The 25,467-nt window shown below is 34.4% G+C and carries 21 protein-coding genes and 4 tRNA genes; 5 read left to right on the plus strand and 20 right to left on the minus strand.

The features are described 5' to 3' along the window. Positions 1-84 precede the first annotated feature (84 nt). Positions 85-2,832: a TonB-dependent receptor gene (locus B3I31_RS00475; RefSeq protein ID WP_114998873.1), complete on the plus strand. Its 2,748-nt coding sequence runs from the start codon at positions 85-87 to the stop codon at positions 2,830-2,832. A 46-nt stretch (positions 2,833-2,878) separates the two neighbouring features. On the opposite strand, the gene B3I31_RS00480 is transcribed toward B3I31_RS00475, so the two are convergent. The 3 genes from B3I31_RS00480 to dapF are packed head-to-tail and all read right to left on the minus strand — an operon-like array spanning position 2,879 to position 6,117. Continuing rightward, on the minus strand, positions 2,879-4,279 hold the full coding sequence (locus tag B3I31_RS00480) for an FAD-dependent oxidoreductase (protein WP_038331084.1): 1,401 nt from the start codon (positions 4,277-4,279) through the stop codon (positions 2,879-2,881). 29 nt (positions 4,280-4,308) lie between these two features. Continuing rightward, positions 4,309-5,331 carry an endolytic transglycosylase MltG gene (gene mltG, locus B3I31_RS00485; RefSeq protein WP_291059156.1) on the minus strand — a complete coding sequence of 341 codons (1,023 nt, stop codon included), beginning with the start codon at positions 5,329-5,331 and terminating at the stop codon, positions 4,309-4,311. A gap of 9 nt (positions 5,332-5,340) precedes the next feature. Continuing rightward, a complete protein-coding gene (dapF, locus tag B3I31_RS00490) occupies positions 5,341-6,117 on the minus strand; it encodes a diaminopimelate epimerase (RefSeq protein WP_291059154.1) in 777 nt (258 codons plus the stop codon). Between the two features lie 163 nt (positions 6,118-6,280). Here dapF and B3I31_RS00495 point away from each other — a divergent pair, with 163 nt between their 5' ends. From B3I31_RS00495 to B3I31_RS00505, 3 genes are all read left to right on the plus strand, one after another. Next, positions 6,281-7,795 (plus strand): Do family serine endopeptidase, encoded by a 1,515-nt coding sequence (locus B3I31_RS00495; RefSeq protein ID WP_291059152.1) that lies wholly within the window; start codon positions 6,281-6,283, stop codon positions 7,793-7,795. Between the two features lie 144 nt (positions 7,796-7,939). Further along, complete coding sequence (locus tag B3I31_RS00500; RefSeq protein ID WP_219033756.1) at positions 7,940-8,359, plus strand: hypothetical protein; 420 nt, start codon at positions 7,940-7,942, stop codon at positions 8,357-8,359. A 67-nt stretch (positions 8,360-8,426) separates the two neighbouring features. After that, positions 8,427-8,909 carry a hypothetical protein gene (locus B3I31_RS00505; RefSeq protein WP_286495068.1) on the plus strand — a complete coding sequence of 161 codons (483 nt, stop codon included), beginning with the start codon at positions 8,427-8,429 and terminating at the stop codon, positions 8,907-8,909. On the opposite strand, the gene B3I31_RS00510 is transcribed toward B3I31_RS00505, so the two are convergent. Beyond that, entirely contained in the window at positions 8,881-9,396 is a 516-nt protein-coding gene (locus B3I31_RS00510) for a hypothetical protein (RefSeq protein ID WP_291087361.1), read from the minus strand. The genes B3I31_RS00505 and B3I31_RS00510 overlap by 29 nt on opposite strands. Positions 9,397-9,495: 99 nt before the next feature. On the opposite strand from B3I31_RS00510, the gene B3I31_RS00515 reads away from it, so the two are divergent. Continuing rightward, positions 9,496-10,071: a DUF3575 domain-containing protein gene (locus B3I31_RS00515; RefSeq protein ID WP_291047747.1), complete on the plus strand. Its 576-nt coding sequence runs from the start codon at positions 9,496-9,498 to the stop codon at positions 10,069-10,071. 38 nt (positions 10,072-10,109) lie between these two features. Here the strand turns inward: B3I31_RS00515 and B3I31_RS00520 are convergent, their stop codons facing one another. The 16 genes from B3I31_RS00520 to hpf all read right to left on the minus strand — a co-directional run bounded on the left by B3I31_RS00520 (position 10,110) and on the right by hpf (position 25,466). Beyond that, a complete protein-coding gene (locus B3I31_RS00520; RefSeq protein WP_291059149.1) occupies positions 10,110-11,429 on the minus strand; it encodes a dihydrolipoamide acetyltransferase family protein in 1,320 nt (439 codons plus the stop codon). A 235-nt stretch (positions 11,430-11,664) separates the two neighbouring features. Continuing rightward, a complete protein-coding gene (locus B3I31_RS00525) occupies positions 11,665-11,958 on the minus strand; it encodes a DUF3467 domain-containing protein (protein WP_038331074.1) in 294 nt (97 codons plus the stop codon). Further along, complete coding sequence (gene rpoC / locus B3I31_RS00530; RefSeq protein ID WP_291075993.1) at positions 11,958-16,235, minus strand: DNA-directed RNA polymerase subunit beta'; 4,278 nt, start codon at positions 16,233-16,235, stop codon at positions 11,958-11,960. The genes B3I31_RS00525 and rpoC overlap by 1 nt, the downstream gene beginning before the upstream one ends. Positions 16,236-16,297: 62 nt before the next feature. Next, on the minus strand, positions 16,298-20,140 hold the full coding sequence (gene rpoB / locus B3I31_RS00535; RefSeq protein ID WP_125349434.1) for a DNA-directed RNA polymerase subunit beta: 3,843 nt from the start codon (positions 20,138-20,140) through the stop codon (positions 16,298-16,300). 102 nt (positions 20,141-20,242) lie between these two features. Then, on the minus strand, positions 20,243-20,611 hold the full coding sequence (rplL, locus tag B3I31_RS00540; protein WP_019974307.1) for a 50S ribosomal protein L7/L12: 369 nt from the start codon (positions 20,609-20,611) through the stop codon (positions 20,243-20,245). A 46-nt stretch (positions 20,612-20,657) separates the two neighbouring features. Beyond that, the gene (rplJ, locus tag B3I31_RS00545; RefSeq protein WP_291059290.1) at positions 20,658-21,170 is read right to left on the minus strand and encodes a 50S ribosomal protein L10; all 513 of its coding nucleotides are present in this window, start codon (positions 21,168-21,170) and stop codon (positions 20,658-20,660) included. Between the two features lie 18 nt (positions 21,171-21,188). Beyond that, positions 21,189-21,884, minus strand: a complete 696-nt coding sequence (gene rplA / locus B3I31_RS00550) for a 50S ribosomal protein L1 (protein ID WP_038331070.1) — start codon at positions 21,882-21,884, stop codon at positions 21,189-21,191. Positions 21,885-21,901: 17 nt separating this feature from the next. Then, a complete protein-coding gene (rplK, locus tag B3I31_RS00555; protein ID WP_038331069.1) occupies positions 21,902-22,342 on the minus strand; it encodes a 50S ribosomal protein L11 in 441 nt (146 codons plus the stop codon). Between the two features lie 73 nt (positions 22,343-22,415). After that, entirely contained in the window at positions 22,416-22,964 is a 549-nt protein-coding gene (gene nusG, locus B3I31_RS00560; RefSeq protein ID WP_219033762.1) for a transcription termination/antitermination protein NusG, read from the minus strand. 32 nt (positions 22,965-22,996) lie between these two features. Then, a complete protein-coding gene (secE, locus tag B3I31_RS00565) occupies positions 22,997-23,185 on the minus strand; it encodes a preprotein translocase subunit SecE (RefSeq protein WP_038331172.1) in 189 nt (62 codons plus the stop codon). A 15-nt stretch (positions 23,186-23,200) separates the two neighbouring features. Further along, positions 23,201-23,271, minus strand: a tRNA-Trp gene (locus B3I31_RS00570). Between the two features lie 60 nt (positions 23,272-23,331). Further along, complete coding sequence (gene tuf, locus B3I31_RS00575) at positions 23,332-24,519, minus strand: elongation factor Tu (RefSeq protein ID WP_038331067.1); 1,188 nt, start codon at positions 24,517-24,519, stop codon at positions 23,332-23,334. A 185-nt stretch (positions 24,520-24,704) separates the two neighbouring features. Next, positions 24,705-24,777 (minus strand) — tRNA-Gly (locus B3I31_RS00580). A gap of 73 nt (positions 24,778-24,850) precedes the next feature. Then, positions 24,851-24,931, minus strand: a tRNA-Tyr gene (locus B3I31_RS00585). Positions 24,932-24,962: 31 nt separating this feature from the next. Further along, positions 24,963-25,036, minus strand: a tRNA-Thr gene (locus B3I31_RS00590). 130 nt (positions 25,037-25,166) lie between these two features. Beyond that, positions 25,167-25,466 carry a ribosome hibernation-promoting factor, HPF/YfiA family gene (gene hpf / locus B3I31_RS00595; protein WP_038331066.1) on the minus strand — a complete coding sequence of 100 codons (300 nt, stop codon included), beginning with the start codon at positions 25,464-25,466 and terminating at the stop codon, positions 25,167-25,169. Position 25,467 lies beyond the last annotated feature (1 nt).

Consider the following 25,467-nt stretch of genomic DNA (forward strand, 5'->3'; position numbering starts at 1 on the left):
CATATAAAAACACATCTGTTTCTAACACATAAACAGATGTGTTTTACAAAAAACTCTATTTAAGTCATCAACTAAAAAATACATATGAAGAAATTACTCTATCTAATTTTATTTACTTCTGCAGCTCAAATCTCGTTTGCGCAAGAATGTAAATTAAAAGGATCTGTTGCAAATGATGCTGGAATTCCTGTTACAGACGCTTCTGTCTCTATTTTTGATAGTAAAAACGAAGGCAAAGGTTTTGTTTTTACAAGCAATATGGGTGAATTTGAATTCAAATTGCCTTGTGGACAAAAATATGACATCGAAATTGAGCAAGCTGGTTACGAAACATATGTTGAGAATGTTGATTTGACTGAAAATGTCAACAAAAAAATAAAGCTTAAACAAGGAAAAGAAATTTCCTTAAAAGAAACAATTGTAAAAGCTCAACAAGCAATCAAAGTAAAAGGTGATACAATTGAGTTTGATGCAGATTCTTTCAAAGTTGGAAATGAGGAAACATTAGAAGATATCCTTAAAAAATTACCTGGAATTGAAGTTCAAAATGGAAAGGTAATGTACAAAGGTAAACCTATGTCGCAAGTAACAGTTGGTGGACGTGAAGTTTTGGGTGGTAACGAAAAATTATTGAACAAAAATTTACCTTCGGATGCGGTTTCTAAAATTCAATTAAACACTAAGTTCAAATCAAATCCTTTTGCTTCTTCCTTACAAGAAGATGACGAACAATTCTCGTTAAACATCGAACTAAAAGATGATATGAAACGTCTTGCATTTGGTAATGTAACACTAGGTGGAGATGCGGACAAACATACAGATGCACAAGCAAAGATTTTCTATTTCTCAGAAAAAACAGACGGGACATTAATCAATGATTTTAATACATTCGGGAAACAAGTTTTTGATCAAGATGATTATATGAGCTTCTTTGGTGGGTACTCTGAATTTAATTCTGAAGGAAGTATCTATTCATTAAGAGGAAATTCGAACAATCTAAACTTAATGACAAAAAATGATGCGCCGAGTATGAATACCTATAATGGTGCTGTGCATTTTGGTGTTGAACCAAATAAGAAACTAAAAATCTCTGGGTTTGGTTTACTTAATACAAATAACATTCGTTACAATTCTAAATCAGAACGTTATTACAACAACATCGAAACACCTTATACAACCGTCGATCAGGAACAAAATAAGAGCAATATTTTGATGGGAATGTCGCGTTTGCGTTTAGATTATAATCCGAATGATAAAGGACAAATTAAATATCGCTTAAACTTTAATTATTTAGATAGCGAAAACGAACAATTGGTTGATAGCTATTATAACGATCAAAAAAATAGCTTTAGAAATGTAAATTCTGAACAAAAGAATTACTCTTTATCACAAACTTTATCTTACATCCGTAAAGTTGGACGCGATGATAATGTTGGTTTATATTTCCGTCATCAATATCAAAAAGATACGCCAGATTACAATGTTTTATCAACAGCAAATCCGTTCTCGTCTTTTAATTTGTTCAAGAATTTATCTCAAGTAAATAATCAATATAATATCAATCAAGATCAAAATTTTGTTTTGAACACTGTTCAATTATACGGAATCTACAATCACTTGTTGACAAATACATCTAACCTTAAAATTAAGGTTGGAACAAATTTTAGTACGCAAGATTTTGAAAATAAAATCTATGATTTTCAGAAATTAATGAATGATAATTCATTAATCACTAATACAGATTTAGATTACAACGAGACCTTTGCTGATGTAACTTTGACAAAGAAACTAGGAAACTTTCAAGTAGATGCGGGAGCTGGAGTTTCGTTCTTTAATGAGAAATCGAAATACCAAGATGGTGAAAAATTAAATCGTTCGGAAACGAAATTTTTACCTCACCTGAATTTGCAATACAAGTTCAACAATGCAACAAGTGTTCGCGCAAGTTATTCACAAAGCTATAGCTATCCGTACACAAAAGATTTTAATGATTCGTACACCATTCAAAGTTACCAATCTATTTTCTACGGAAATAGAAATTTAAGACAAGCTTTGACACATACAGCAAGTCTTAATTTTAGTCATTTTAACTCATTCACATTCTTTAATATTTTTGCGAATTTGAGTTATACATTACAAGAAAAAAGTATACAAACGCAATCTGTTTTAAACCGTGATTTTATCATCTCTGGAAACGATACAATTGTAAATAACTATCAATTCAATACCTTAATTAATTCTGGTAATAACCAAGAAACTTATTCAGGATATTTCATGATTGGGAAGCGTTTTGCTAAATGGTACAATGCACGATTAACAGGTAATATTTCTACTTCTAATTATTATACCATTACACGAAATATTGAATATGAAAATGGAGTTGTTAAAAATGATGATTTGAAGGATGTTAACAATAAAAGTTTTAATCAAACATATAATTTAGAGAACTCATTTACATTCAAAAAGAAATTTGAATTAAAGGCTGGGGTTAATTTAAACCTAAGTAAATATCAATCATTATCTGAACAGAAATTTACGAACTGGCGTCCATATGGGGAAGCTGCTTGGTCCGCTACAAGTAAATTATTAGTTCAGACCGATTTCTCTTATCGCTTACAATACCGTGATGGAGTAGAAATAAACACAGCAAAAGAGTGGAATGCTTCTGCACGATACAATATTGCGAAGAAAACTTATTTGACTCTTACAGGTGGAAATTTATTAGGAAACAACGTAATTGTTTCGAATGGATTTAATGATAACTACATATCGACTACAACTAAAAATGTTTTGGGAAGGTATTTTATCGTGAGTTTACGATATAAGTTCTAAAATAAATGAATTAAATAGTAAAAGCCCTTCAATTGAAGGGCTTTTACTATTTAATCACTTGTGGATAATCAAACAAATTATTCGGATCATATTTCTTTTTCAACTTTTGCAAACGAAGTAAATTATTTCCGAAATAAGCATTATTTGCATCAGGAAAATTGATATCTGGATAATTTCGGTATTGTTTTACATTTCCAAGATTTCTTAACAATTGTTGCACTTCTTCAAATGATTTTGTCAACTTTTTTTCTTGCGAAGGTAAATCCCAATATGCTTGTAATTCGCTTAAATAATTAATATCACGATGCGGATAAGCAGAATCTGAAACTTTGACTTCATTTATTTTTCCTCCCAAAGTATTGATCTGATAAATCATTCCTTTAGAAGCAACAACTTTTGCAAAAATATCTTCCAAACCTTTTTCTATATCTTCAATTCCTGTGTACAAACCAGCTGAAGAATTTTTGAAATAAATTGGTTCTGTTACACCATAATAATTTTTGAGCGCAGTGGCCAGATTTCTATTTTTCATCGGTTTGTAATCATTCGCTAGTGGAATTAAACTCGAAAATGTTTTCTCAAAATCAGTTTGATTTGTTGCAAAATTGGTAAATAAAATCGTTAAAAATTTTCCATTCAACACAAAAGCAGAAAAAGCTTCGTTCGGTAACTTTTCCGTTGTTTGAAACCAAAGCCGAATTAATTTGACAAATTTATCAGAAGTTAAATTATTAAACTTCATGCGATATCCACTGAAAGATTGTGGTGCTGGATAAGTTTTGAAATGTAATTCCGTCACAACTCCAAAATTTCCATTTCCGCCTCCTTTACACGCCCAAAGTAAATCTGGATCTTTATCAGAGTCTATTGTATTTCCTTTGTAATCGATCATTTTTACACGAAGCAGATTATCACAGGTCAAACCATATTTTCGACTAAAAAAACCATAACCACCGCCCAAAGTCAAACCTCCAATAGCGACAGTTCCACACGAACCAGCTGGAATAATTCTTTTCTTAGGTAAAAAATTCGCATAAATTTCCTGCAACAAACAAGCTGGTTGTAATTTCACTTTATTTTCTTGCAACCACGTAATTTTGTTCATCAATCCAAGATGAATCAACAATCCGTTATCAACATTCGAAAAACCTTCAAAACTATGTCCTCCACTTCGAATGGCAATTTTTAGTTTCTTTTCGTTTGCTAATGCAATTGCTTTTTTTATTCCAGTTTCAGATTTACAAACTGCTATAATTTTCGGAAACTTCTCAATTCTTTTGTTGAATGATTTTCGGTATTGATCATATTTTGCATCATCTTTTGTCAAGATTATTAAATCATCATCCAAAAAATCATCAAACGAATAAAAAGACATAAAAAAAATTCCTAAACTACCTGTACCAAGCAGTTTTAGGAATTCTCTTTTTGTATAATTTGGTTGTAACATAGCTAAAATTGGTTTAGCTAAAGATACAACTATTTGATATTATTCTCTTTTAACCAATTTCTATAATTCTCAGCATTTTTCAAATGTTCCTGATAATCATTGGTATAAATGTGGTAACCTGGTTTTTTAGGATCTGCAACAAAGAAAATAAAATCGTGATTTGCTGGTGATAAAACCGCATCAATTGCTCCTAAATTTGGTAAACAAATTGGTGCTGGTGGCAAACCTTTGTTACGATATGTGTTGTACGCATTCGAAGACCACGTCCATTTTTTGTACACACGTTGTACTTTTTGATCCCAACCATTTTCCATTTTGTACGCATAAATAGATGTTGGATCGGCTTCTAAACGCATATCTTTCGCCAAACGATTCATATATGCACGTGCAACTTTTTGTTGTTCATCCATATTATCAGATGATTCCAACTGTACAATAGACGCCAAAGTTGTCACTTGCAAAGGTGTCATGTTGAGCGCTTTTGCTTTTGCCAAACGATCTGCATTCCACACTTTGTCGTGCTGCGCCACCATTTTGTCAACAAATTTTTCTGGTGTTAATCCCCAATACACGAAATACGTTTCTGGAATGAAATATTGCTTTACCGTTTCGTCGTTTAACGTTGTATCGTTTTTTTCTTTCACAAAATCGCGAATAGCTGTCAAAACTTCGATAGAATCCATATCAATTTGTTTGGAAACTGATCCCGCCAAATGGTAAATTGTTGGTTCATTTTTGATACGAAGCTTCACTTCTTCTTGCTCTCCTCCTTGCAAACGATCAATAATATCGCGGTTAGAATCTGAGCTTGAGATTTTATATTTTCCAGATTTTATCGTTGCTGGATAATCTGCATCTTCTGCATATTGTTTGAACAATTTTTCATCCTTCAAAAATGGTTTTAAAGAATCTAAAACTTGCTCAAATTTAGCTCCACGAGAAATATAGATATAACCATCTTTGGTTGCATTTCCTTTGAAACCGTCTATAAATGTACATCCTACAAATACGAATGAACAGATTAATATTAATACTAAATTTAATTTTTTCATTGGATTGAATTAAATTTCAATTTCACCTTCAAAAACTTTTACTGCTGGTCCATTTAACCAAACATTGACAAAGTTATGATTATTTTCTTCAAAATTTACAGATAAATCTCCTCCCATTGCTTTTACTTTGATATCTTTTTTGTCTACCAAATTTTTGACATAAGCAGAAATCGCAGCAGCTGTAATTCCTGTTCCGCAAGCCAAGGTTTCGTCCTCTACTCCACGTTCATATGTACGTATCGTAAGACTATTATCTGGCATAACTTCAACAAAATTTACGTTAGACCCTTTCTCAAAATAGGGCGCTCCATTACGAATCGCTTTTCCTTTTTTATAAACATTAACATCTTTTACATTCTCCACAAATTCTACGTGATGCGGCGAACCTGTGTTCATAAATAAATATTTGTCGTGATCTTCTACTTCATTTACATCAATCATCTGTAAACGAATAACTTCTTGATCTACGACACCATGATGCAAACCATCAATCGCATTAAATGTCATTTTGTCATTAGCTACATCCAAATCATTTGCAAATCGAATAATACAACGTCCTCCGTTTCCGCACATTGTACTTTCCTTTCCATCCGAATTGAAATACACCATTCTGAAGTCTGAATTTTCATCATTTTGTAACAAAATCAAACCATCAGCTCCTATCCCAAAATTACGATCACATAGCCTATTAATCAATTCTATAGAGATTGGAAACGTTTTTTCTCGATCATCAATCATGACAAAGTCATTCCCAGCTCCTTGATATTTATAAAATTTTAATTTCAACTTCCTAAATTTTAAACAAAGTAAATACATTTTTGTCACTCTTAACTAATGTTATAAAAGATTTATAATATAGTGTTAACATGCGTTAAACGGTTTGAAATGTTAAAATTTTGGTCTTAAATTTGATTTAATCTAAAAACATTAAAAACTTATATAATAAAAGATGAAAAAATATACAGGATACTTATTAGTTGGATTAGTGAGCTCTATGACAACTATGGGAGGTTTTTATTTGATGAATGATAATGGAAATAACCCATTTATTACGAATGCAAGTAATCAAAAGAATGGTGACTTTGAGTTTGTCGACTACAAAGGAAATTATGGTTATGATGCGCCTAATTTTGTTCAAGCTTCGAATAAAGCTGTACACACCGTTGTAAGTATTAAAAATTATTCAAACCAAAGACAGCAACAACAACAACAGCAATTCTTTGATCCTTTTGATTTCTTTTTCGGGCAACCAGAACAACAGCAACGTCGACAACAACAGCCTGATCAAGATCAACCATCAGGAATGGGTTCTGGTGTAATTATTTCACAAGATGGTTACATTGTGACAAATAATCACGTGATACAAGGTGCTTCTAAAATTGAAGTGACTTTGAATAATCAAAAAAGTTATATTGCTGAATTAGTTGGAACTGATCCAAGTACAGATATTGCCTTATTGAAAATTAGTGAAAAAGGTTTACCATTCACAAAATTTGTCGATTCTGATGCGATTAATGTTGGAGATTGGGTGTTAGCAGTTGGGAATCCATTTGGTTTGACTTCTACTGTTACAGCAGGTATTGTTTCGGCAAAAGGTCGTAGCATTAATATTTTAGGTAAAAATTCTGAATCACCAATCGAATCGTTTATTCAAACCGATGCAGCGATTAATCCAGGAAACTCTGGTGGTGCTTTGGTAAATGCAAACGGAGATTTAATTGGTATTAATACAGCTATTTCTTCACCAACAGGAGCTTATTCTGGTTACGGATTTGCTGTCCCTGCAAACTTGGTGAAAAAAGTTGTGGAGGATATCAAATCGTACGGAATTGTACAACGTGGATATTTAGGTATCAAAGGTTTTGATTTATCGAATGAAGATGCTGTAAAACAATACAACAAGCAATTCAAGAAAAATATTAAAACCGATAATGGAGTAATGGTAACTGAATTGGTAGCGAAAGGGTCTGCAATTGATTCTGGAATCGAAGAAGGCGATATTATTACAGCTGTAGATGGAAAACCAATTACATCTTTCTCTTCGTTATCGTTCATCGTAGGAAGCAAACGTCCTGGTGACAATGTTGCGCTTACTGTAAGACGTGGAAACTCTGAGAAAACATACAACATTACATTGAAAGATGCTAAAGGAAGCACTAAAGTGAGAAGCAAATCTGACTTAACGCCAACTGAAGTTCTTGGAGCAGAATTTGAGCCATTAACAGAACGTCAAAAAGATAGTTTCGGAATTAATTATGGTGTGATGGTAAAACATCTAGATAATGCAGGAAAATTAGCGGCAGCAGGTGTTCAAGAAGAATTTATCATCTTATCAATCAATGATAAAAATGTAAGTTCACAAGACGATATCGAAAAAATCTTAAAAAATTATAAAGGTCGCGTGTCAATTAAATTTGCAGATTATTACGGACGAATCTATACAAAAGGATTCACGATGGATTAAAATTTTGAGTCGATTTTAAATTTTAATAAATCATTATAAATAGCTACAACAAGATAAGTTGTAGCTATTTATCTTTACATTAAAATTGTTTAACGAAAAACTATCCCATGTTTATTAAAAATAATTATTCTTTCACTCTTTCTTTTGTTTAGTTCTTTTTCTTATCCAAAAGAAGTTCTATGGGGACCAACCTTAAGCAACTCTAATCAATCTGGAAACTTTGGTAAAGCAGGTTTATTTTTTCTTTTCGGCTTAGGTGATAATATGGTTGATTTTAAATTATACGCAAATGCTAATATGGGATATATGCGAGATAATTTTCACGTAATTCCTGAAGTTGGCATTACAGGATATGTTGCCGCGAGCCAGTTGATGTATATTTTTCCATTTGTAGAAAGTGAATTTACACCTTATACAATTACTCCAAAAGCTGGTATTTCATTAGCTTCTTTTGTAGATTTTGGTTTTGGATATGGTTTTAAGATTAATGAAAAAGATAGTTTTAAACCTATCAAAGGTTTTCAATTTTCAATTGGAGTAAATATACCTTTCAATTTGAAATAAAAAATCATTAATGATGATGAAAATTTATTTTTTGGGAGAAAGCTAAATAATTCATTAATTTTATCACATGAAAAAGTTCATCGCAATCTTTGTTTTTATCATTAGTTTTCAAGCGAAAGCACAACAAAATTTATCCGATTATTTTACAATTAATCTTGGTTATGAATATTGGAACGGAAATTACGGAAAAGTTGGAACAGATTTGTTCTTAGTACAAGATAATAACAATATTTTGACGTTTAGCGCCAATGCTAATTTGGGTTATATGAAAGACAAATTTCGTGTAATTCCAGAAGTTGGAGCTGGATATATGTTCAATTTTCGCAACAATACTGGTGATCCATATAGCTCTAACTTTAACTCTGCTTTTTATGTTATCCGTACTGAAGTTTCTCCGTGGACAATTACTCCAAAAGCTGGTATCGCAGTTTTGAGCATTGTAGAGTTAAATGCTGGCTATTCTTTCGAGTTTAGAGAAAATAAGGATTTTAAAGATATGAGCGGTTTCCGAGCTGGATTAACTATTCACTTGCCGACTCAGCTTTTTTAGCATTTCTAATACTTTTACGCAATTCTTTCAAACGAATATATAAATCTGAAGTCGACGCATTTTCTTCAATTGCATTAAAAATAAAGACACCTTTATCAATATAAAAGAAGATGATAACTTCGTGATCTGCTACTTTAAAAGCATTTGTAATCCCATTTATTTTGTTCTCAACCCAAGATAATTTGCATGTTTTCAAATCAAAAATATGATCTTCATTACCCAAAATATCTTTGAAGATTAATTGTTCTCCTTGCGCATACAACACACCACTTCCTTGAAAAGATTTCATTTTAAGAAATCTACCTTGCGGACGCCCAATATTATAACGTACAACAGCCTTTAGATCTACCTGATCTGGTAAACTTTTCAGCGTATGTTGTTCATTTTTCTCTCTGACTTTCGCATCAGATACGGCAATAACAAAGAATATCGAAACAAAAATTCCGAAAATCAAAAATATTATTAGGATTGATATGATTGGTGCCATAATATATTAAATGTTAAGTAAAGTTATAAAAAAGCTTGAATTAATATCTAAATAAACCTTTTTTTTTACCTTAGCTTCGCAAACTGATAAAAATTACGAATGAATAAATTAATTTGGTTGTTATTTCCCGCCACAATCTTTGCTCAAAAAGGAGAAACACAAATAAAAGTTAATGCGTTAACAATGCCACTTGCAATGGTAAATCTTGGTGTTGAACATGCAATCACAGATAGAATAACTTTACAAGCTGACGGTTTTATCTCTCCTTGGAAATCATTTGCAGGTAATCATTTACAAATGTATATGGCTTTTGGTGAAGGTAGATATTACTTTGATAAATCTTTTAGTAAATTTTATATAGGTCCAAACATTGGAGTTGGTTTCTTTGATATTCAAAAATGGAATTATTGGAACACTGATAAATATCAACGTGGAGTAGCAATCTTAACAGGAGCTACAATAGGTTATCAAGTAAAAATTAACGAACATTGGGGATTAGATGTTTTTGTTGGTGGAGGACACTCTCAAGGAAATTACAAAGGATATTATAAAGAAGATTCTCCTAATTTGGGACGATATGATTCTGCGCAATCATTTAATAAAAGTGGGGAGTGGCTGCTTTACAAAGGCGGTGTAATGCTTACTTATAAATTTAAACGAAAAAAATCCAACTAAAATTAGTTGGATTTTTTATATCTAGTATTATTTTACTCTTACACAGGCGTATTCATATCGAAAGCCTCTAGATATTCGGCAACACGTTTTACAAACATACCTCCTAAAGCTCCATCCACAACACGGTGATCGTAAGCATGAGATAAGTACATTTTATGACGAATTGCAATCATATCTCCTTGCGGAGTTTCGATAACAGCAGGTTTTTTCACAATTGCACCAACAGCCAAAATAGCTACTTGAGGTTGAGGAATAATTGGCGTTCCTAATGTATTTCCGAAAGAACCAATATTTGTAATTGTATACGTTCCTCCCTGTATTTCTGCTGGTTTCAATTTATTATTACGCGCACGATTTGCTAAATCATTAACCTGAGAAGCTAACCCCGCTAAATTAAATTGATCTGCATTTTTGATAACAGGAACAATTAAATTTCCACTTGGTAAAGCAGCCGCCATTCCAATATTGATATTTTTCTTCTTAATAATTTTATCTCCATCAACCGAAGCATTAATCATTGGGAAATCTTGAATTGCTTTTGCTACAGCTTCGATAAAAATTGGCATGAAGGTAATTTTCTCACCATGTTTTTTCTGAAATTCATTTTTATTTTTATCTCTCCACAACACAATATTCGTCATATCAACTTCTACGAAAGACGTTACGTGAGGAGCAATTTGTTTTGCTTGTAGCATATTTTGCGCAATAATTTTACGCATTCTATCCATTTCGATAATTTCGTCTCCTTCACCAACAGAAATTGGCGCAGATTGCACTTGCGGTGCTTGAGGTTGAGCAACTGGTGCAGCAACAGAAGTCGTAACAACTGTTTTCGCTGGTTGATTTCCTCTATTTTTAACGAAATCCAAAATATCATCTTTCGTTACACGTCCGTCTTTTCCTGAACCTAAAATTTGATCTAACTCAGCCTGAGAAACACCTTCTTCTTTCGCAATAGATTTTACTAAAGGAGAATAAAATTTATCATCTGACGAAGTAATAAGCGTTTCAGTTTTGATTGTTGCAACTTCAGCTTCGATAGATTTTGCTGCATCAGCAATTTCCTGATCGCTATTTGTATCTACTTCTTCTACCGAATCAGCTTGTTCTACAACTCTATCAACAGACAAAATTGCGATAGGCTCACCTACTTTTGCAATTTTGTCTACTGGAACTAAGATTTCTTTTAAAACTCCTGCAACTGGCGAAGGAACATCAGAATCTACTTTATCTGTTGCGATTTCTACAACCGATTCATCTTCACTAATCGAATCGCCAATATTTTTGATCCAATTTGTTACAGTAGCTTCCATTACACCTTCTCCCATAGAAGGTAGAATTAATTTATAGTCAGACATTCTTGTGTTATTTGCTAAATACAAATCTAAACATTTTTTCGATTCAAAAAAATACTGTTAAAAAGATTAATGCTTTTTATTTTTAAATTATTCGCATTAATATCATAAATAATTATCAATTTAATAATTGATCTAACTTTTATAAGATTATTTTTAATGATTTGATAGTTTTGATTACATAAAAAAATCCCCCAATCTAAGATTGAGGGACTTTTTGAAATATTAAGAATGATTCTTAAGCTTCGTAAGTTGCAGTACCGTTGTTTACTTGAGGTTCTTTGATTTCACCAAAGCTTTTCTCAAAGTTAGTTACGTTTTCTGCTAACGATTGAGATAATTGTTTTGCTTGTAATGGAGACAAAATAATTCTTGATTTTACTGATGGTCTAGCACCTGGTAAAAATTGAACGAAATCTACAACGAACTCAGATGGTGAGTGGTTGATGATTGCTCCTGTAGCATAAACACCTTGAGCTACTAATTCGTTTAACTCAATGTTTAATCCTTCGTTTTGTTGATTTTCTGACATTATAATTCTTGTTTTGCGTTTATTAATTCCTCGTATTCACGGTTAGATCCTACGATGATGTTTTGATACTCTTTTAATCCAGTTCCGGCAGGAATTAAGTGTCCAACAATAACGTTTTCTTTTAATCCTACTAAACCGTCTACTTTACCAGCTACAGCTGCTTCGTTAAGAACTTTTGTAGTTTCCTGGAACGATGCCGCAGACATGAAAGATTTAGTTTGTAAAGATGCTCTTGTAATACCTTGTAAAACGGCTTCTGCTGTTGCAGGTAAAGCCTCACGAGCTGTCACTAAGTTTTTGTCTTCACGTTTTAATTTAGAGTTTTCGTCACGTAATTCGCGAACTGTGATGATTTGTCCTGGACTTAATGTGTCAGAATCACCAGCATCTTCTACGACTTTCATTCCAAATAAACGATCGTTTTCTTGCATGAAATCGTCTTTGTGCTCTAAACTATCTTCTAAGAATCTTGAATCTCCTGAGTCTACAATACGAACTTTACGTAACATTTGACGTACGATAATTTCGAAGTGTTTGTCATCAATTTTTACCCCTTGTAAACGGTATACATCTTGAATCTCGTTTACTAAGTATTCTTGAACCGCTGTTGGCCCTAAGATTCTTAAAATATCTTCTGGTGTAATTGCTCCATCTGATAAAGGCTCACCTGCACGTACGAAGTCATTTTCTTGAACTAAGATCTGTGCTGATAATTTAACTAAGTAACGACGGATTTCACCATTTTTAGATTCAACGATGATTTCACGGTTACCACGTTTTATTTTACCAAAAGAAACAACTCCATCCATTTCACAAACAACTGCTGGATTAGATGGATTACGAGCCTCTAACAACTCTGTAATACGAGGTAAACCTCCTGTAATATCGCCAGATTTAGCTGACTTACGAGGAATCTTAACTAAGATTTTACCTGCATTAATTTTTTCACCATCATTTACCATTAAGTGTGCACCTACTGGTAAGTTGTATGTTTTTTCTTCACCATCAATTGTGATAACTCTTAACGCTGGAACTAATTTTTTATTACGTGATTCAGAAATAACTTTTTCTTGGAATCCTGTTTGCTCATCGATTTCAATTTGGAAAGTTACTCCTTGCTCTAATTGTTCGTACTCGATTTTACCAGTAGATTCCGCAATGATAACCCCGTTATAAGGGTCCCAACTTGCAATCTCTTGACCTTTTTGAACTTTAGCTCCGTTTTTAACAGATAAGATAGTACCATAAGCGATGTTAGTTTGTTGACGAACGTTTCCTAAATCGTCAATCACTTTCATCTCTGTAGAACGAGAAACAACTGTATCTACTTTGTTACCTGCATCATCTGTCGATTCAACAGTACGTAAGTCATCAAACTCAACTGTACCGTCAACTTTAGCATTAACTGTATTTTGCTCAGAAACGTTACCTGCAGTACCCCCAACGTGGAAAGTACGTAATGTTAACTGTGTACCAGGCTCACCAATAGATTGTGCAGCAACTACACCAACTGATTCACCTTTCTGAACACCTTTACCTGTAGCTAAGTTACGTCCGTAACATTTAGCACAAATTCCAGTTTTCGCTTCACAAGTTAATGGAGAACGAACTTCTACATTTTCGATACCTGCAGCTTCTAAAGCTTCACCAATATCTTCTGTGATAATGTTACCAGCAGCAATGATTAACTCACCATTATCTGGATTGTAAATATCATTTAATGAAGTACGACCTAATACACGAGAAGATAAACTTTCGATAATTTCTTCTTTTTTCTTAAGAGCAGATACTTCTAAACCTCTTAATGTACCACAATCTTCGTGCATTACTATAACGTCTTGTGCAACGTCAACTAAACGACGAGTCAAGTATCCAGCATCGGCAGTTTTTAAGGCAGTATCGGCAAGACCTTTACGCGCACCGTGCGAAGAAATAAAGTACTCTAAGATAGACAGACCTTCACGGAAGTTAGAGATAATTGGGTTTTCGATGATATCCCCACCAGTAGAACCAGCTTTTTGAGGTTTAGCCATCAATCCACGCATACCTGATAACTGACGAATTTGCTCTTTAGATCCACGCGCTCCAGAATCAAGCATCATGAATACAGAGTTAAATCCTTGTTGATCTTCTGTCATACGTTTCATTACAATTTCTGTTAATGTTGCGTTTGTTGTTGTCCAAACATCAATAACTTGGTTGTAACGTTCGTTATTTGTAATAAGACCCATGTTATAGTTCATCTTAATGTTCTCAACTTGGTTGATCGCACCTGAGATAAGGTCTTTCTTTTGTTCTGGGATTAAGATATCTCCTAATGAGAATGATAAACCACCCTCGAAGGCATTACGGTATCCTAATTGTTTCATATCATCTAAGAAAGCAGCCGTTGTAGGGAAATCTGTAATCTTGATAATTTTATTAATAATTGTACGTAACGATTTTTTCGTTAATACTTCATTAATATAACCTACTTGTTTCGGAACGATTTGGTTGAATAACACACGTCCTACTGAAGTTTCTATTAATTGATTTTCTACTAACTCCTCTCCTACACGAATAGTTCCTTTTACACGAATTGGCGCGTTTAAGTCAACGGCTCCTTCGTTGTATGCAATTTGAACTTCTTCGTCTGAATAGAAAGTTAATCCTTCACCTTTTACTGTAAATTGGTGGTCAGTACGACGAATTTTCGTCATATAGTAAAGACCTAAAACCATATCCTGAGAAGGTACAGTAATTGGAGAACCATTAGCAGGATTCAAAATATTTTGAGAAGCCAACATTAATAATTGTGCTTCTAAAACAGCTTCTGGTCCTAATGGTAAGTGAACAGCCATCTGGTCACCATCGAAATCGGCATTGAAGGCAGTACACACTAATGGGTGTAAACGAATTGCTTTACCTTCGATTAATTTCGGTTGGAATGCTTGGATACCTAAACGGTGTAACGTAGGGGCACGGTTTAATAAAACTGGGTGACCTTTGATTACATTTTCTAAAATATCCCAAACAACTGGCTCTTTTCTATCAATAATTTTCTTAGCCGATTTAACTGTTTTTACAATTCCACGCTCGATTAATTTACGAACTACGAATGGTTTGTATAATTCAGCTGCCATATCTTTTGGTAAACCACATTCGTGTAATTTAAGTGTTGGTCCAACAACAATTACAGAACGAGCAGAATAATCCACACGTTTACCTAATAAGTTTTGACGGAAACGACCTTGTTTACCTTTTAATGAATCAGATAATGATTTTAACGGACGGTTACCATCAGCTTTTACAGCAGATGCTTTACGCGTGTTATCGAATAATGAATCAACCGCTTCTTGTAACATACGTTTTTCATTACGTAAGATTACTTCTGGCGCTTTGATTTCCATTAATCGTTTCAAACGATTATTACGGATAATTACACGACGATATAAATCATTTAAATCTGATGTTGCAAAACGACCACCATCTAATGGAACTAATGGACGTAATTCTGGTGGAATAACCGGAATAACGCGCATTACCATCCATTCTGGACGGTTTACGTGGTGCATATTTGACTCACGTAACGACTCAACAACTTGTAAACGTTTTAACGCTTCTGTACGACGTTGTTTAGAAGTTTCGTTATGTGCTTTATGTCTTAATTCGTAAGATAACTCATCTAAATTGATACGAGATAATAGGTCTTCTAATGCTTCAGCACCCATTTTCGCAACAAATTTATTAGGATCTGTATCTTCAAGATATTGATTCTCGATTGGAAGAGTTTCTAAAATATCTAAATACTCTTCTTCTGATAAGAAATCTAATCTATTTAATTCTTCACCTTCTGGTCCTTTTGCGATACCTGGTTGAATCACTACATATCTTTCGTAGTAAATTACCATGTCTAATTTCTTAGATGGTAATCCTAAGATGTAACCAATTTTGTTTGGTAATGAACGAAAGTACCAAATATGTGCAATTGGCACAACAAGATTGATGTGTCCAATACGCTCACGACGAACTTTCTTTTCAGTAACTTCAACCCCACAACGGTCACAAACGATACCTTTATAACGGATTCTTTTATATTTTCCGCAGGCACATTCGTAATCTTTTACAGGTCCAAAGATACGCTCACAGAATAACCCGTCACGCTCTGGTTTGTGCGTTCTATAGTTAATCGTTTCAGGTTTTAAAACTTCACCTTTAGATTCTTGAAGAATCGATTCTGGAGAAGCTAACCCGATACGGATTTTTGAGAATTGACTTGTTTTATTTTTTGTTGACATATAGAAATGTATCTAACAATTATATTATTATAACGAAAAAGGTAGAATAATAGGTTGCCCTATTATTCTTCCAAGTTTATGTCTAATCCAAGACCTTGTAATTCATGTAACAATACGTTAAATGATTCTGGAATACCAGGTTCTGGCATTGGCTCTCCTTTTACGATTGCTTCGTAAGTTTTCGCACGTCCAATTACGTCATCCGACTTAACTGTTAAGATTTCGCGTAAGATATTAGATGCACCGAATGCTTCTAATGCCCAAACCTCCATCTCTCCGAAACGTTGTCCACCGAATTGTGCTTTACCTCCTAATGGTTGTTGAGTAATTAATGAGTATGGTCCGATAGAACGCGCGTGCATTTTATCATCAACCATGTGTCCTAATTTCAACATGTAAATCACACCTACAGTAGCTTTTTGATCAAAACGTTCTCCAGTGTTACCATCATATAAATATGTTGTACCGTGTTTTGGAATACCTGCTTCTTCTGTGATGCGATCGATATCAGCAATTTCAGCACCATCGAAGATAGGTGTAGCAAATTTTTGACCCATTTTAAGTCCAGCCCATCCTAATACCGTTTCATAAATCTGACCGATATTCATACGAGATGGTACCCCAAGTGGGTTAAGCACGATATTTACTGGCGTTCCGTCTTCTAAGAAAGGCATATCTTCGTCGCGAACGATACGTGCAACAATACCTTTGTTACCGTGACGTCCTGCCATTTTATCCCCTACTCTTAGTTTACGTTTTTTCGCAATGTAGATTTTCGCTAATTTAACGATACCTGCAGGTAACTCGTCTCCAACAGAGATTGTAAATCTTTCGCGGTTAAGTGCTCCTTGTAAATCGTTGTACTTAATTTTGTAATTATGTAACAATTCTTTTACTAATTCGTTCTTATCCTCGTCTGTTGTCCAAAGAGATTCTGCCCCAGTTAAGTTTAAGAAATCTTCAACATTAGATAAGATTTTTTGTGTGTATTTTACACCTTTCTTGATTACTTCTTCGTTCAAGTCGTTGTAAATACCTTGAGAAGTTTTTCCGTTTAATAAAACGTATAATTTCTCTAATAAAATCTCTCTTAATTCGTTGAATTTAACGTCGTACTCAGCTTCTACACTATCAATGATAGCTTTGTCTTGAGAACGTTTACGTTTATCCTTAATACTACGTGAGAATAATTTTTTGTCAATAACAACACCACGTAATGATGGAGAAGCTTTAAGAGAAGCATCTTTTACATCACCTGCTTTGTCACCAAAGATTGCACGTAATAATTTTTCTTCTGGAGTTGGATCAGATTCTCCTTTTGGAGTAATCTTACCAATCAAGATATCACCAGGTTTTACTTCTGCTCCAATACGGATCATACCGTTTTCGTCTAAGTCTTTTGTAGCCTCTTCCGAAACGTTAGGAATGTCTGAAGTTAATTCTTCCATACCTAATTTTGTATCACGTACATCTAATGAATACTCATCGATGTGGATAGATGTAAACCAGTCTTCGCGAACAGCTTTTTCAGAGATTACAATAGCATCCTCGAAGTTGTACCCCTGCCAAGGCATAAAGGCAACAACCATGTTACGACCAATTGCTAATTCTCCTCCTTCTGTTGCATAACCTTCAGATAAAACTTGTCCTTTCTCTACACGATCACCAACTTTTACAATTGGTTTCAACGTAATTGTAGTTCCTTGATTCGTCTTTCTGAATTTTGTTAAATTATATGTTTTCTCAGCAGTATCGAAGCTTACTAATTCTTCGTCTTCTGAACGATCATATTTAATTGTTATAATGTCAGCATCAACATAAGTTACTGTACCTTCACGTTCTGCATTTACTAAGATTCTTGAATCTTTTGCAACTTGTTTTTCTAATCCAGTACCTACAATTGGTGCTTGAGGTTTTAATAATGGAACTGCCTGACGCATCATGTTCGATCCCATTAACGCACGGTTGGCGTCATCATGCTCCAAGAAAGGAATTAATGATGCTGAGATAGAAGCAATCTGGTTAGGTGCAACGTCAATTAAATCAACTTCTGCTGGCGTTACAACAGGGAAATCCCCATCTTCACGAGCAGTTACACGTTCAGTAGCAATAGTACCATCGTCTGTCATGTCGATATTGGCTTGAGCAATTACTTTTGATTCCTCCTCTTCCGCAGTTAAATAGATTGGTGCTGATTCGACGTCCACTTTTCCATCTTCTACTTTTCTGTACGGTGTTTCGATGAACCCTAAGTTATTAACTTTAGCGAATACACATAATGACGAAATCAAACCAATGTTTGGTCCCTCAGGAGTTTCAATTGGACATAAACGTCCGTAATGAGTGTGGTGTACGTCACGTACCTCGAATCCCGCTCTTTCTCTTGATAAACCTCCAGGTCCTAATGCTGATAAACGACGTTTGTGTGTAATCTCTGATAATGGATTTGTTTGGTCCATGAACTGAGATAACTGGTTCGTTCCGAAGAATGAGTTGATAACAGATGATAATGTTTTAGCATTAATCAAATCGATTGGTGTAAACACCTCGTTGTCACGAACATTCATTCTTTCGCGGATAGTTCTAGCCATACGAGCTAAACCTACTCCGAATTGGCTAGCCATTTGCTCACCTACCGTTCTTACACGACGGTTAGATAAGTGGTCGATATCATCCACCTCTGCTTTAGAGTTGATTAATTCGATTAAGTATTTAATAATCGAAATGATATCTTCACGAGTCAATACTTGTACGTCCTCGCTAATGCTTAAGCCTAATTTTTTATTTAATCTGTAACGACCTACTTCACCTAATGAATAACGTTGATCAGAGAAGAATAATTTGTCAATAATTCCTCTTGCTGTTTCCTCATCTGGTGGCTCAGCGTTACGTAATTGTCTATAGATATACTCTACTGCCTCTTTTTCAGTATTAGTAGGGTCTTTTTGTAAAGTATTATGGATAATTCCATAATCAGCAGAATTGATGTCTTCTTTGTGTAATAAGATCGTCTTAACACCAGAATCTACGATTTGATCGATGTGATCTTTCTCTAAGATTGTTTCACGGTCTAAGATAATTTCATTACGCTCGATAGATACAACTTCTCCTGTATCTTCATCTACGAAATCCTCGTGCCATGTATTTAATACACGTGCAGCAAGTTTACGACCTACAACTTTCTTTAAATTAGCTTTATTAACTTTTACTTCTTCTGCTAAGTCGAAAATTTCTAAGATATCTTTATCTCTTTCGTATCCGATAGCACGTAATAAGGTAGTTAATGGTAACTTTTTCTTACGATCGATGTAAGCGTACATTACGCTGTTGATGTCTGTTGCGAACTCAATCCAAGATCCTTTGAAAGGAATGATACGAGATGAGTACAATTTTGTACCATTCGCGTGGAAAGATTGTCCGAAGAATACCCCAGGAGAACGGTGTAATTGAGATACAATAACACGCTCTGCACCATTAATAATGAATGATCCTGAAGGAGACATATAAGGAATTGTTCCTAAGTATACGTCTTGCACTACAGTTTCGAAATCTTCGTGTTCTTCGTCCGTACAGTACAATTTAAGACGAGCTTTCAATGGTACGCTGTACGTTAATCCTCTTTCGATACACTCATCAATTGTGTAACGTGGTGGATCTACGAAATAATCTAAGAATTCTAAAACAAACTGATTGCGAGTATCCGTAATTGGAAAATTCTCAGCAAATGTTCGGTAAAGACCTTCATTTTTTCGTTGGTCAGGTCTTGTTTCCAACTGGAAAAAATCTTCAAACGATTTGATCTGAATGTCAAGGAAATCTGGGAACTGAGCGACTGCTTTTGCAGAAGAGAAGTTCAATCTTTCTTTTTTCTCAGTCGAGTTGCTTAATGTTGCTTTAGTGGCCAATTTCGAATGAATTTTGGTTTATATAATGACTTTATGCGTAAAAAGGTTTAGACCTAACACGTCCTGTGTTAGGTCCAAACCTATATTTTTGAGTAATAAAAATTACTTCAATTCTACTACTGCACCAGCTTCTTCTAGCTGTTTCTTTAAAGCTTCAGCTTCGTCTTTAGAAACTGCTTCTTTAACTGTTGCTGGAGTTGAATCTACTAAATCTTTAGCTTCTTTTAATCCTTTACCAGTTAATTCTTTAACTAATTTAACAACTGCTAATTTAGATGCACCTGCTTCTTTTAAGATTACGTCGAATTCTGATTGCTCTTCAGCAGCTTCACCTGCTCCACCTGCAGCAACAACTACAGCAGCAGCAGCTGGTTCGATTCCGTACTCATCTTTTAAGATTGTAGATAATTCATTAACTTCTAAAACTGTTAAGTTTACTAACTCTTCAGCTAATTTTTTTAAATCTGCCATTTTAATGCTTTTTGTTTTTTAAACTTTTATTTGATATGAGTGTGTCTTATTCTTCTGAAGCTCCTTCTTCTGCTTTTGCAGCGTCTTTGTTCTCTAATTGAGAAACAACAGTTTTGATTGGAGATTGAAGTAACATGATGATGTCTGCGATTAATTCTTCGCGAGATTTCAATGCTACTAATTGTGGTAATTTGTCATCACCTACGAATGTATTATCTTCAATCCAAGCTCCTTTTAAAATAGGTTTTTCAGATTTTTTTCTGAAAGTATCGATTACTTTAGCTGGTGCATTACCAACTTCAGCAGTCATTAATGCTGTATTTCCTTTTAAAGATCCGTAAAGCTCTTCGAAGTTTTTGTCTTCGATTTGCTCCATAGCTTTCTTTAATAAAGTGTTTTTTACTACGCGTAAAGATACATTGCTTTTGAAGCAAGCTCTTCTTAATTCAGTAGTATTAACAGCGTTTAATCCGTCGATATCTGCTAAGTAGATGATTTTTGCTTCTGCTAATACAGCTTGCAATTCATCTATCATATTTGCTTTATCTTGTTTTGTCATTGCCATAATCTACTAATTTTAAGCGTTTACACTTTTTGGATCTACTGATACACCTACAGATTGAGTTGTAGAAAGCGTGATGCTTTTTACATATGTTCCTTTAGCAGCTGTTGGTTTTAATTTAATTAAAGTTTGAATTAACTCATTCGCATTTTCTTTAATTTTATCAGCATCGAAAGATACTTTACCAACTGCAGCGTGGATGATTCCGTAACGATCTACTTTGAAGTCGATTTTACCTGCTTTTACTTCAGAAACGGCTTTACCTACTTCTAAAGTTACAGTACCTGATTTTGGGTTAGGCATTAATCCACGAGGTCCTAAAACACGTCCTAATGGTCCTAATTTACCCATAACAGCTGGCATAGTAACGATAACGTCAACATCTGTCCAACCTTCTTTAATTTTTTGTAAGTATTCGTCTAATCCTACATAGTCTGCACCTGCTGCTTTAGCTTCTGCTTCTTTGTCTGGAGTAACTAATGCTAATACTTTTACATCTTTACCTGTTCCGTGTGGTAATGAAACTACACCACGAACCATTTGGTTAGCTTTCTTAGGATCTACACCTAAACGAACTGCTATATCTACAGAAGCATCAAACTTAGCGTAGTTAACTTCCTTTACTAATGATGATGCTTCATCAATAGAGTAAAGTTTGTTTTTTTCTACTTTAGCTAATACTTCTTTTTGTCTTTTTGTTAACTTTGCCATTTCCTAAAATGTTTTAATTATTCTGGAGCTTGCCCACCTTTTACAGTTATACCCATAGAACGTGCAGTTCCAGCAACCATTTTCATAGCAGATTCAACAGTAAAACAGTTCATGTCCGCTAATTTGTCTTCAGCAATAGCTCTAACTTGATCCCAAGTAACAGTACCAACTTTTTGACGGTTTGGTACACCTGATGCTTTTTTCAATTTCGCAGCTTCCATTAACTGAATAGCAGCTGGTGGAGTTTTAATTACGAAATCGAATGATTTGTCTTGATACACAGTAATAACAACTGGTAACACTGCACCTTGTTTTTCTTGTGTACGTCCATTAAATTGTTTACAAAACTCCATGATGTTAACACCTGCAGCACCTAAAGCTGGCCCTACTGGTGGCGAAGGATTTGCTTGTCCTCCTTTAACTTGAAGTTTTACAACTTTTTCAATTTTTTTTGCCATTTTTTTAATTCTTAAAATTAAGCGTTATGTGGAAGCAGCCTAAATTTCTACTTTTAATTTGTTGATAGATTGATTATGCAATCTTTTCAACTTGGTTAAAACTTAACTCTAGTGGTGTTTTACGTCCGAAGATTAAAACCATCACTTCAAGTTTACGTTTATCTTCAATGATTTTTTCAACTGTTCCGTTGAAGCCATTGAATGGTCCGTCGATTACTTTTACAGTTTCTCCTACGATGTAAGATATTCCTAAGTTTGTATCAACGTTTTCTGCTAATTCGTCAACTTTACCTAACATTCGGTTAACTTCCGATTGTCTCATTGGTACAGGATCACCTCCTTTCGTTGCACTCAAAAAGCTAATTACACCTGATGTATTCTTTACCATGTGAGGAATTTCCCCTACAAGTTCGGCTTCTATCATGATGTAACCAGGAAAGTGTACTTTTTCCTTTTGATATTTTTTACCGTTACGGATTTGAATCACTTTTTCCATAGGAACAACAATTTGTCCTACATAATCATTCAAATTTTGGTACTGAATTTCTCTTTCAATATAATCCTTAACTTTCAGCTCTTGTCCAGCTACAGTCTTGATTACATACCATTTCTTTTCACTCATGATTCTAATTACTAAACGGGATATTTTACAAACTAAAAAGCGCCGTAGATAAAGTTAAGCACTTGTGTGAATAATGTATCTACCGCATATAAAAATATAGCTAACAAAACTGTAGCTATTGCAACAATAATTGTGTCTCTTTGTAGATCTGAGAATGATGGCCATGTAACATGATCTTTAAATTCTACAAAGGAATCTTTAAAATATTGTACGACTTTCATATCGTTTTCATTTAGCACGGGCACAAGGATTCGAACCCTGATCAACGGTTTTGGAGACCGCTATTCTACCATTGAACTATGCCCGTAGATAAAAAGAGTGGTAATCATTGAAGATTACCACATCTTCTATATTATATTTTGACTAATTAGTCTAAAATTTCAGTTACCTGACCAGCACCAACTGTACGTCCACCTTCACGGATTGCGAAACGTAAACCTTCGTTTAATGCGATTGGTTGTAATAATTCAACTGTAATAGTTAAGTTATCTCCTGGTAAAACCATCTCAACTCCTTCTGGTAAGTTGATTTCCCCTGTTACGTCAGTTGTACGTACGTAGAACTGTGGACGGTAACGGTTATGGAATGGAGTGTGACGACCACCTTCTTCTTTAGTTAAGATATAAACCTCAGCTTTGAATTTTTTGTGTGGTTTAACAGATCCTTGTTTTGCGATAACCATACCACGACGGATGTCAGTTTTATCAACACCACGTAATAATAAACCTACGTTATCACCAGCTTCACCTCTATCTAAGATTTTACGGAACATTTCAACACCTGTTACAGTAGAAGTTAATTTTTCTTCTCCCATACCAACGATGTCAACTGGATCCCCAGAGTTAATTACACCAGCCTCGATACGTCCTGTAGCAACAGTACCACGACCTGTAATAGAGAATACATCCTCTACTGGCATTAAGAATGGTTTATCTTGATCACGAACTGGTTGCTCAATCCACTCATCAACATTGTTCATTAAGTTTAATACAGTTTCAACCCATTGAGGCTCACCGTTTAATGCACCTAAAGCAGATCCTTGGATAACTGGAGTGTTATCTCCGTCATATTCGTAAGAAGATAATAAATCTCTTACTTCCATTTCTACTAACTCTAATAACTCAGCATCGTCAACCATATCAACTTTGTTTAAGAAAACAACGATACGAGGAACGTTTACTTGGCGACATAATAAGATGTGCTCACGAGTTTGAGGCATTGGACCATCAGTAGCAGCTACTACTAAGATACCACCATCCATTTGAGCAGCTCCTGTAACCATGTTTTTTACGTAATCCGCGTGACCTGGACAGTCAACGTGTGCGTAGTGACGGTTAGCAGTTTCATACTCTACGTGAGATGTATTAATTGTAATACCACGCTCTTTTTCTTCTGGAGCATTATCGATTTGATCGAAAGCTTTTGCTTCTGAATAACCAGCATCAGCTAATACTTTAGTAATCGCTGCAGTCAAAGTTGTTTTACCGTGGTCAACGTGACCAATAGTACCAATATTTAAGTGCGGCTTATTACGGTTGAAAGTTTCCTTTGCCATTTTACTTTTTATTAATTTCTATTGTTATACTTAAATTAAAAAAATAACTTTAAATTATTTTCAAGTGTAAAAGTACACTTTTTGATTTATATAAAGATATTAATTTTTGACTCGCGTTAACCTTGGTTTAAATGAGTTTCAACAACTACTTAAAAGATTAACTATACTGGACGAACCAGAATTTGAGCGGGAAACGGGACTCGAACCCGCAACATTCAGCTTGGAAGGCTGACGCTCTACCAATTGAGCTATTCCCGCATTCACTTCTAAAAAGCTTTGCAAATTTAAAGATTAAATCCTAAACCACAAAAAATTTTAAAAATTAAGTTTGTGGGGAGAGCAGGATTCGAACCTGCGAAGGTTACCCAACGGATTTACAGTCCGTCCTCGTTGGCCGCTTGAGTATCTCCCCGCCTTATTTTTTTGTTCTTCTAAAAACCTTGAGCCGATAGAGGGACTCGAACCCACGACCTGCTGATTACAAATCAGCTGCTCTAGCCAGCTGAGCTACATCGGCATTTTTGTTTTTAAAAGCGTTATTTAAAAGAACAGTCCGTTAAATATGTTTGTTTAACGGACTGCAAATTTACGTTGTTTTTTGAATTAACCAAATTTTTAGGTTCTTTTTTTAGTCAATTCCCTATTTTTTATCTTTCGCTAATTTTTTCTTTTTTTCTGATAATTAATTTTTTTAATGTATCTACCGCTAAATCAATACATTCTTCAAAAGATTGTCCTGTTTTACTTACAACAATATCATCTCCTGGTACTTCTAACTTAATATCAACTGTCTTGTTATTTTTTTCTGCAGTATTCTCTAATTTAAAAGAAACATTCGCTGCAATGATTTTGTCTGACAAAGTTTCTAATTTTTCTAATTTTTTCTCTAAATACTCCTCTAAACCTGGTTTAGTATTGAAGTTTACTGCTTGAAAGTTAATTGTCATA

It is taken from the genome of Empedobacter sp. UBA3475, assembly GCF_002378465.1.
Lineage (GTDB): Bacteria > Bacteroidota > Bacteroidia > Flavobacteriales > Weeksellaceae > Empedobacter > Empedobacter falsenii_B.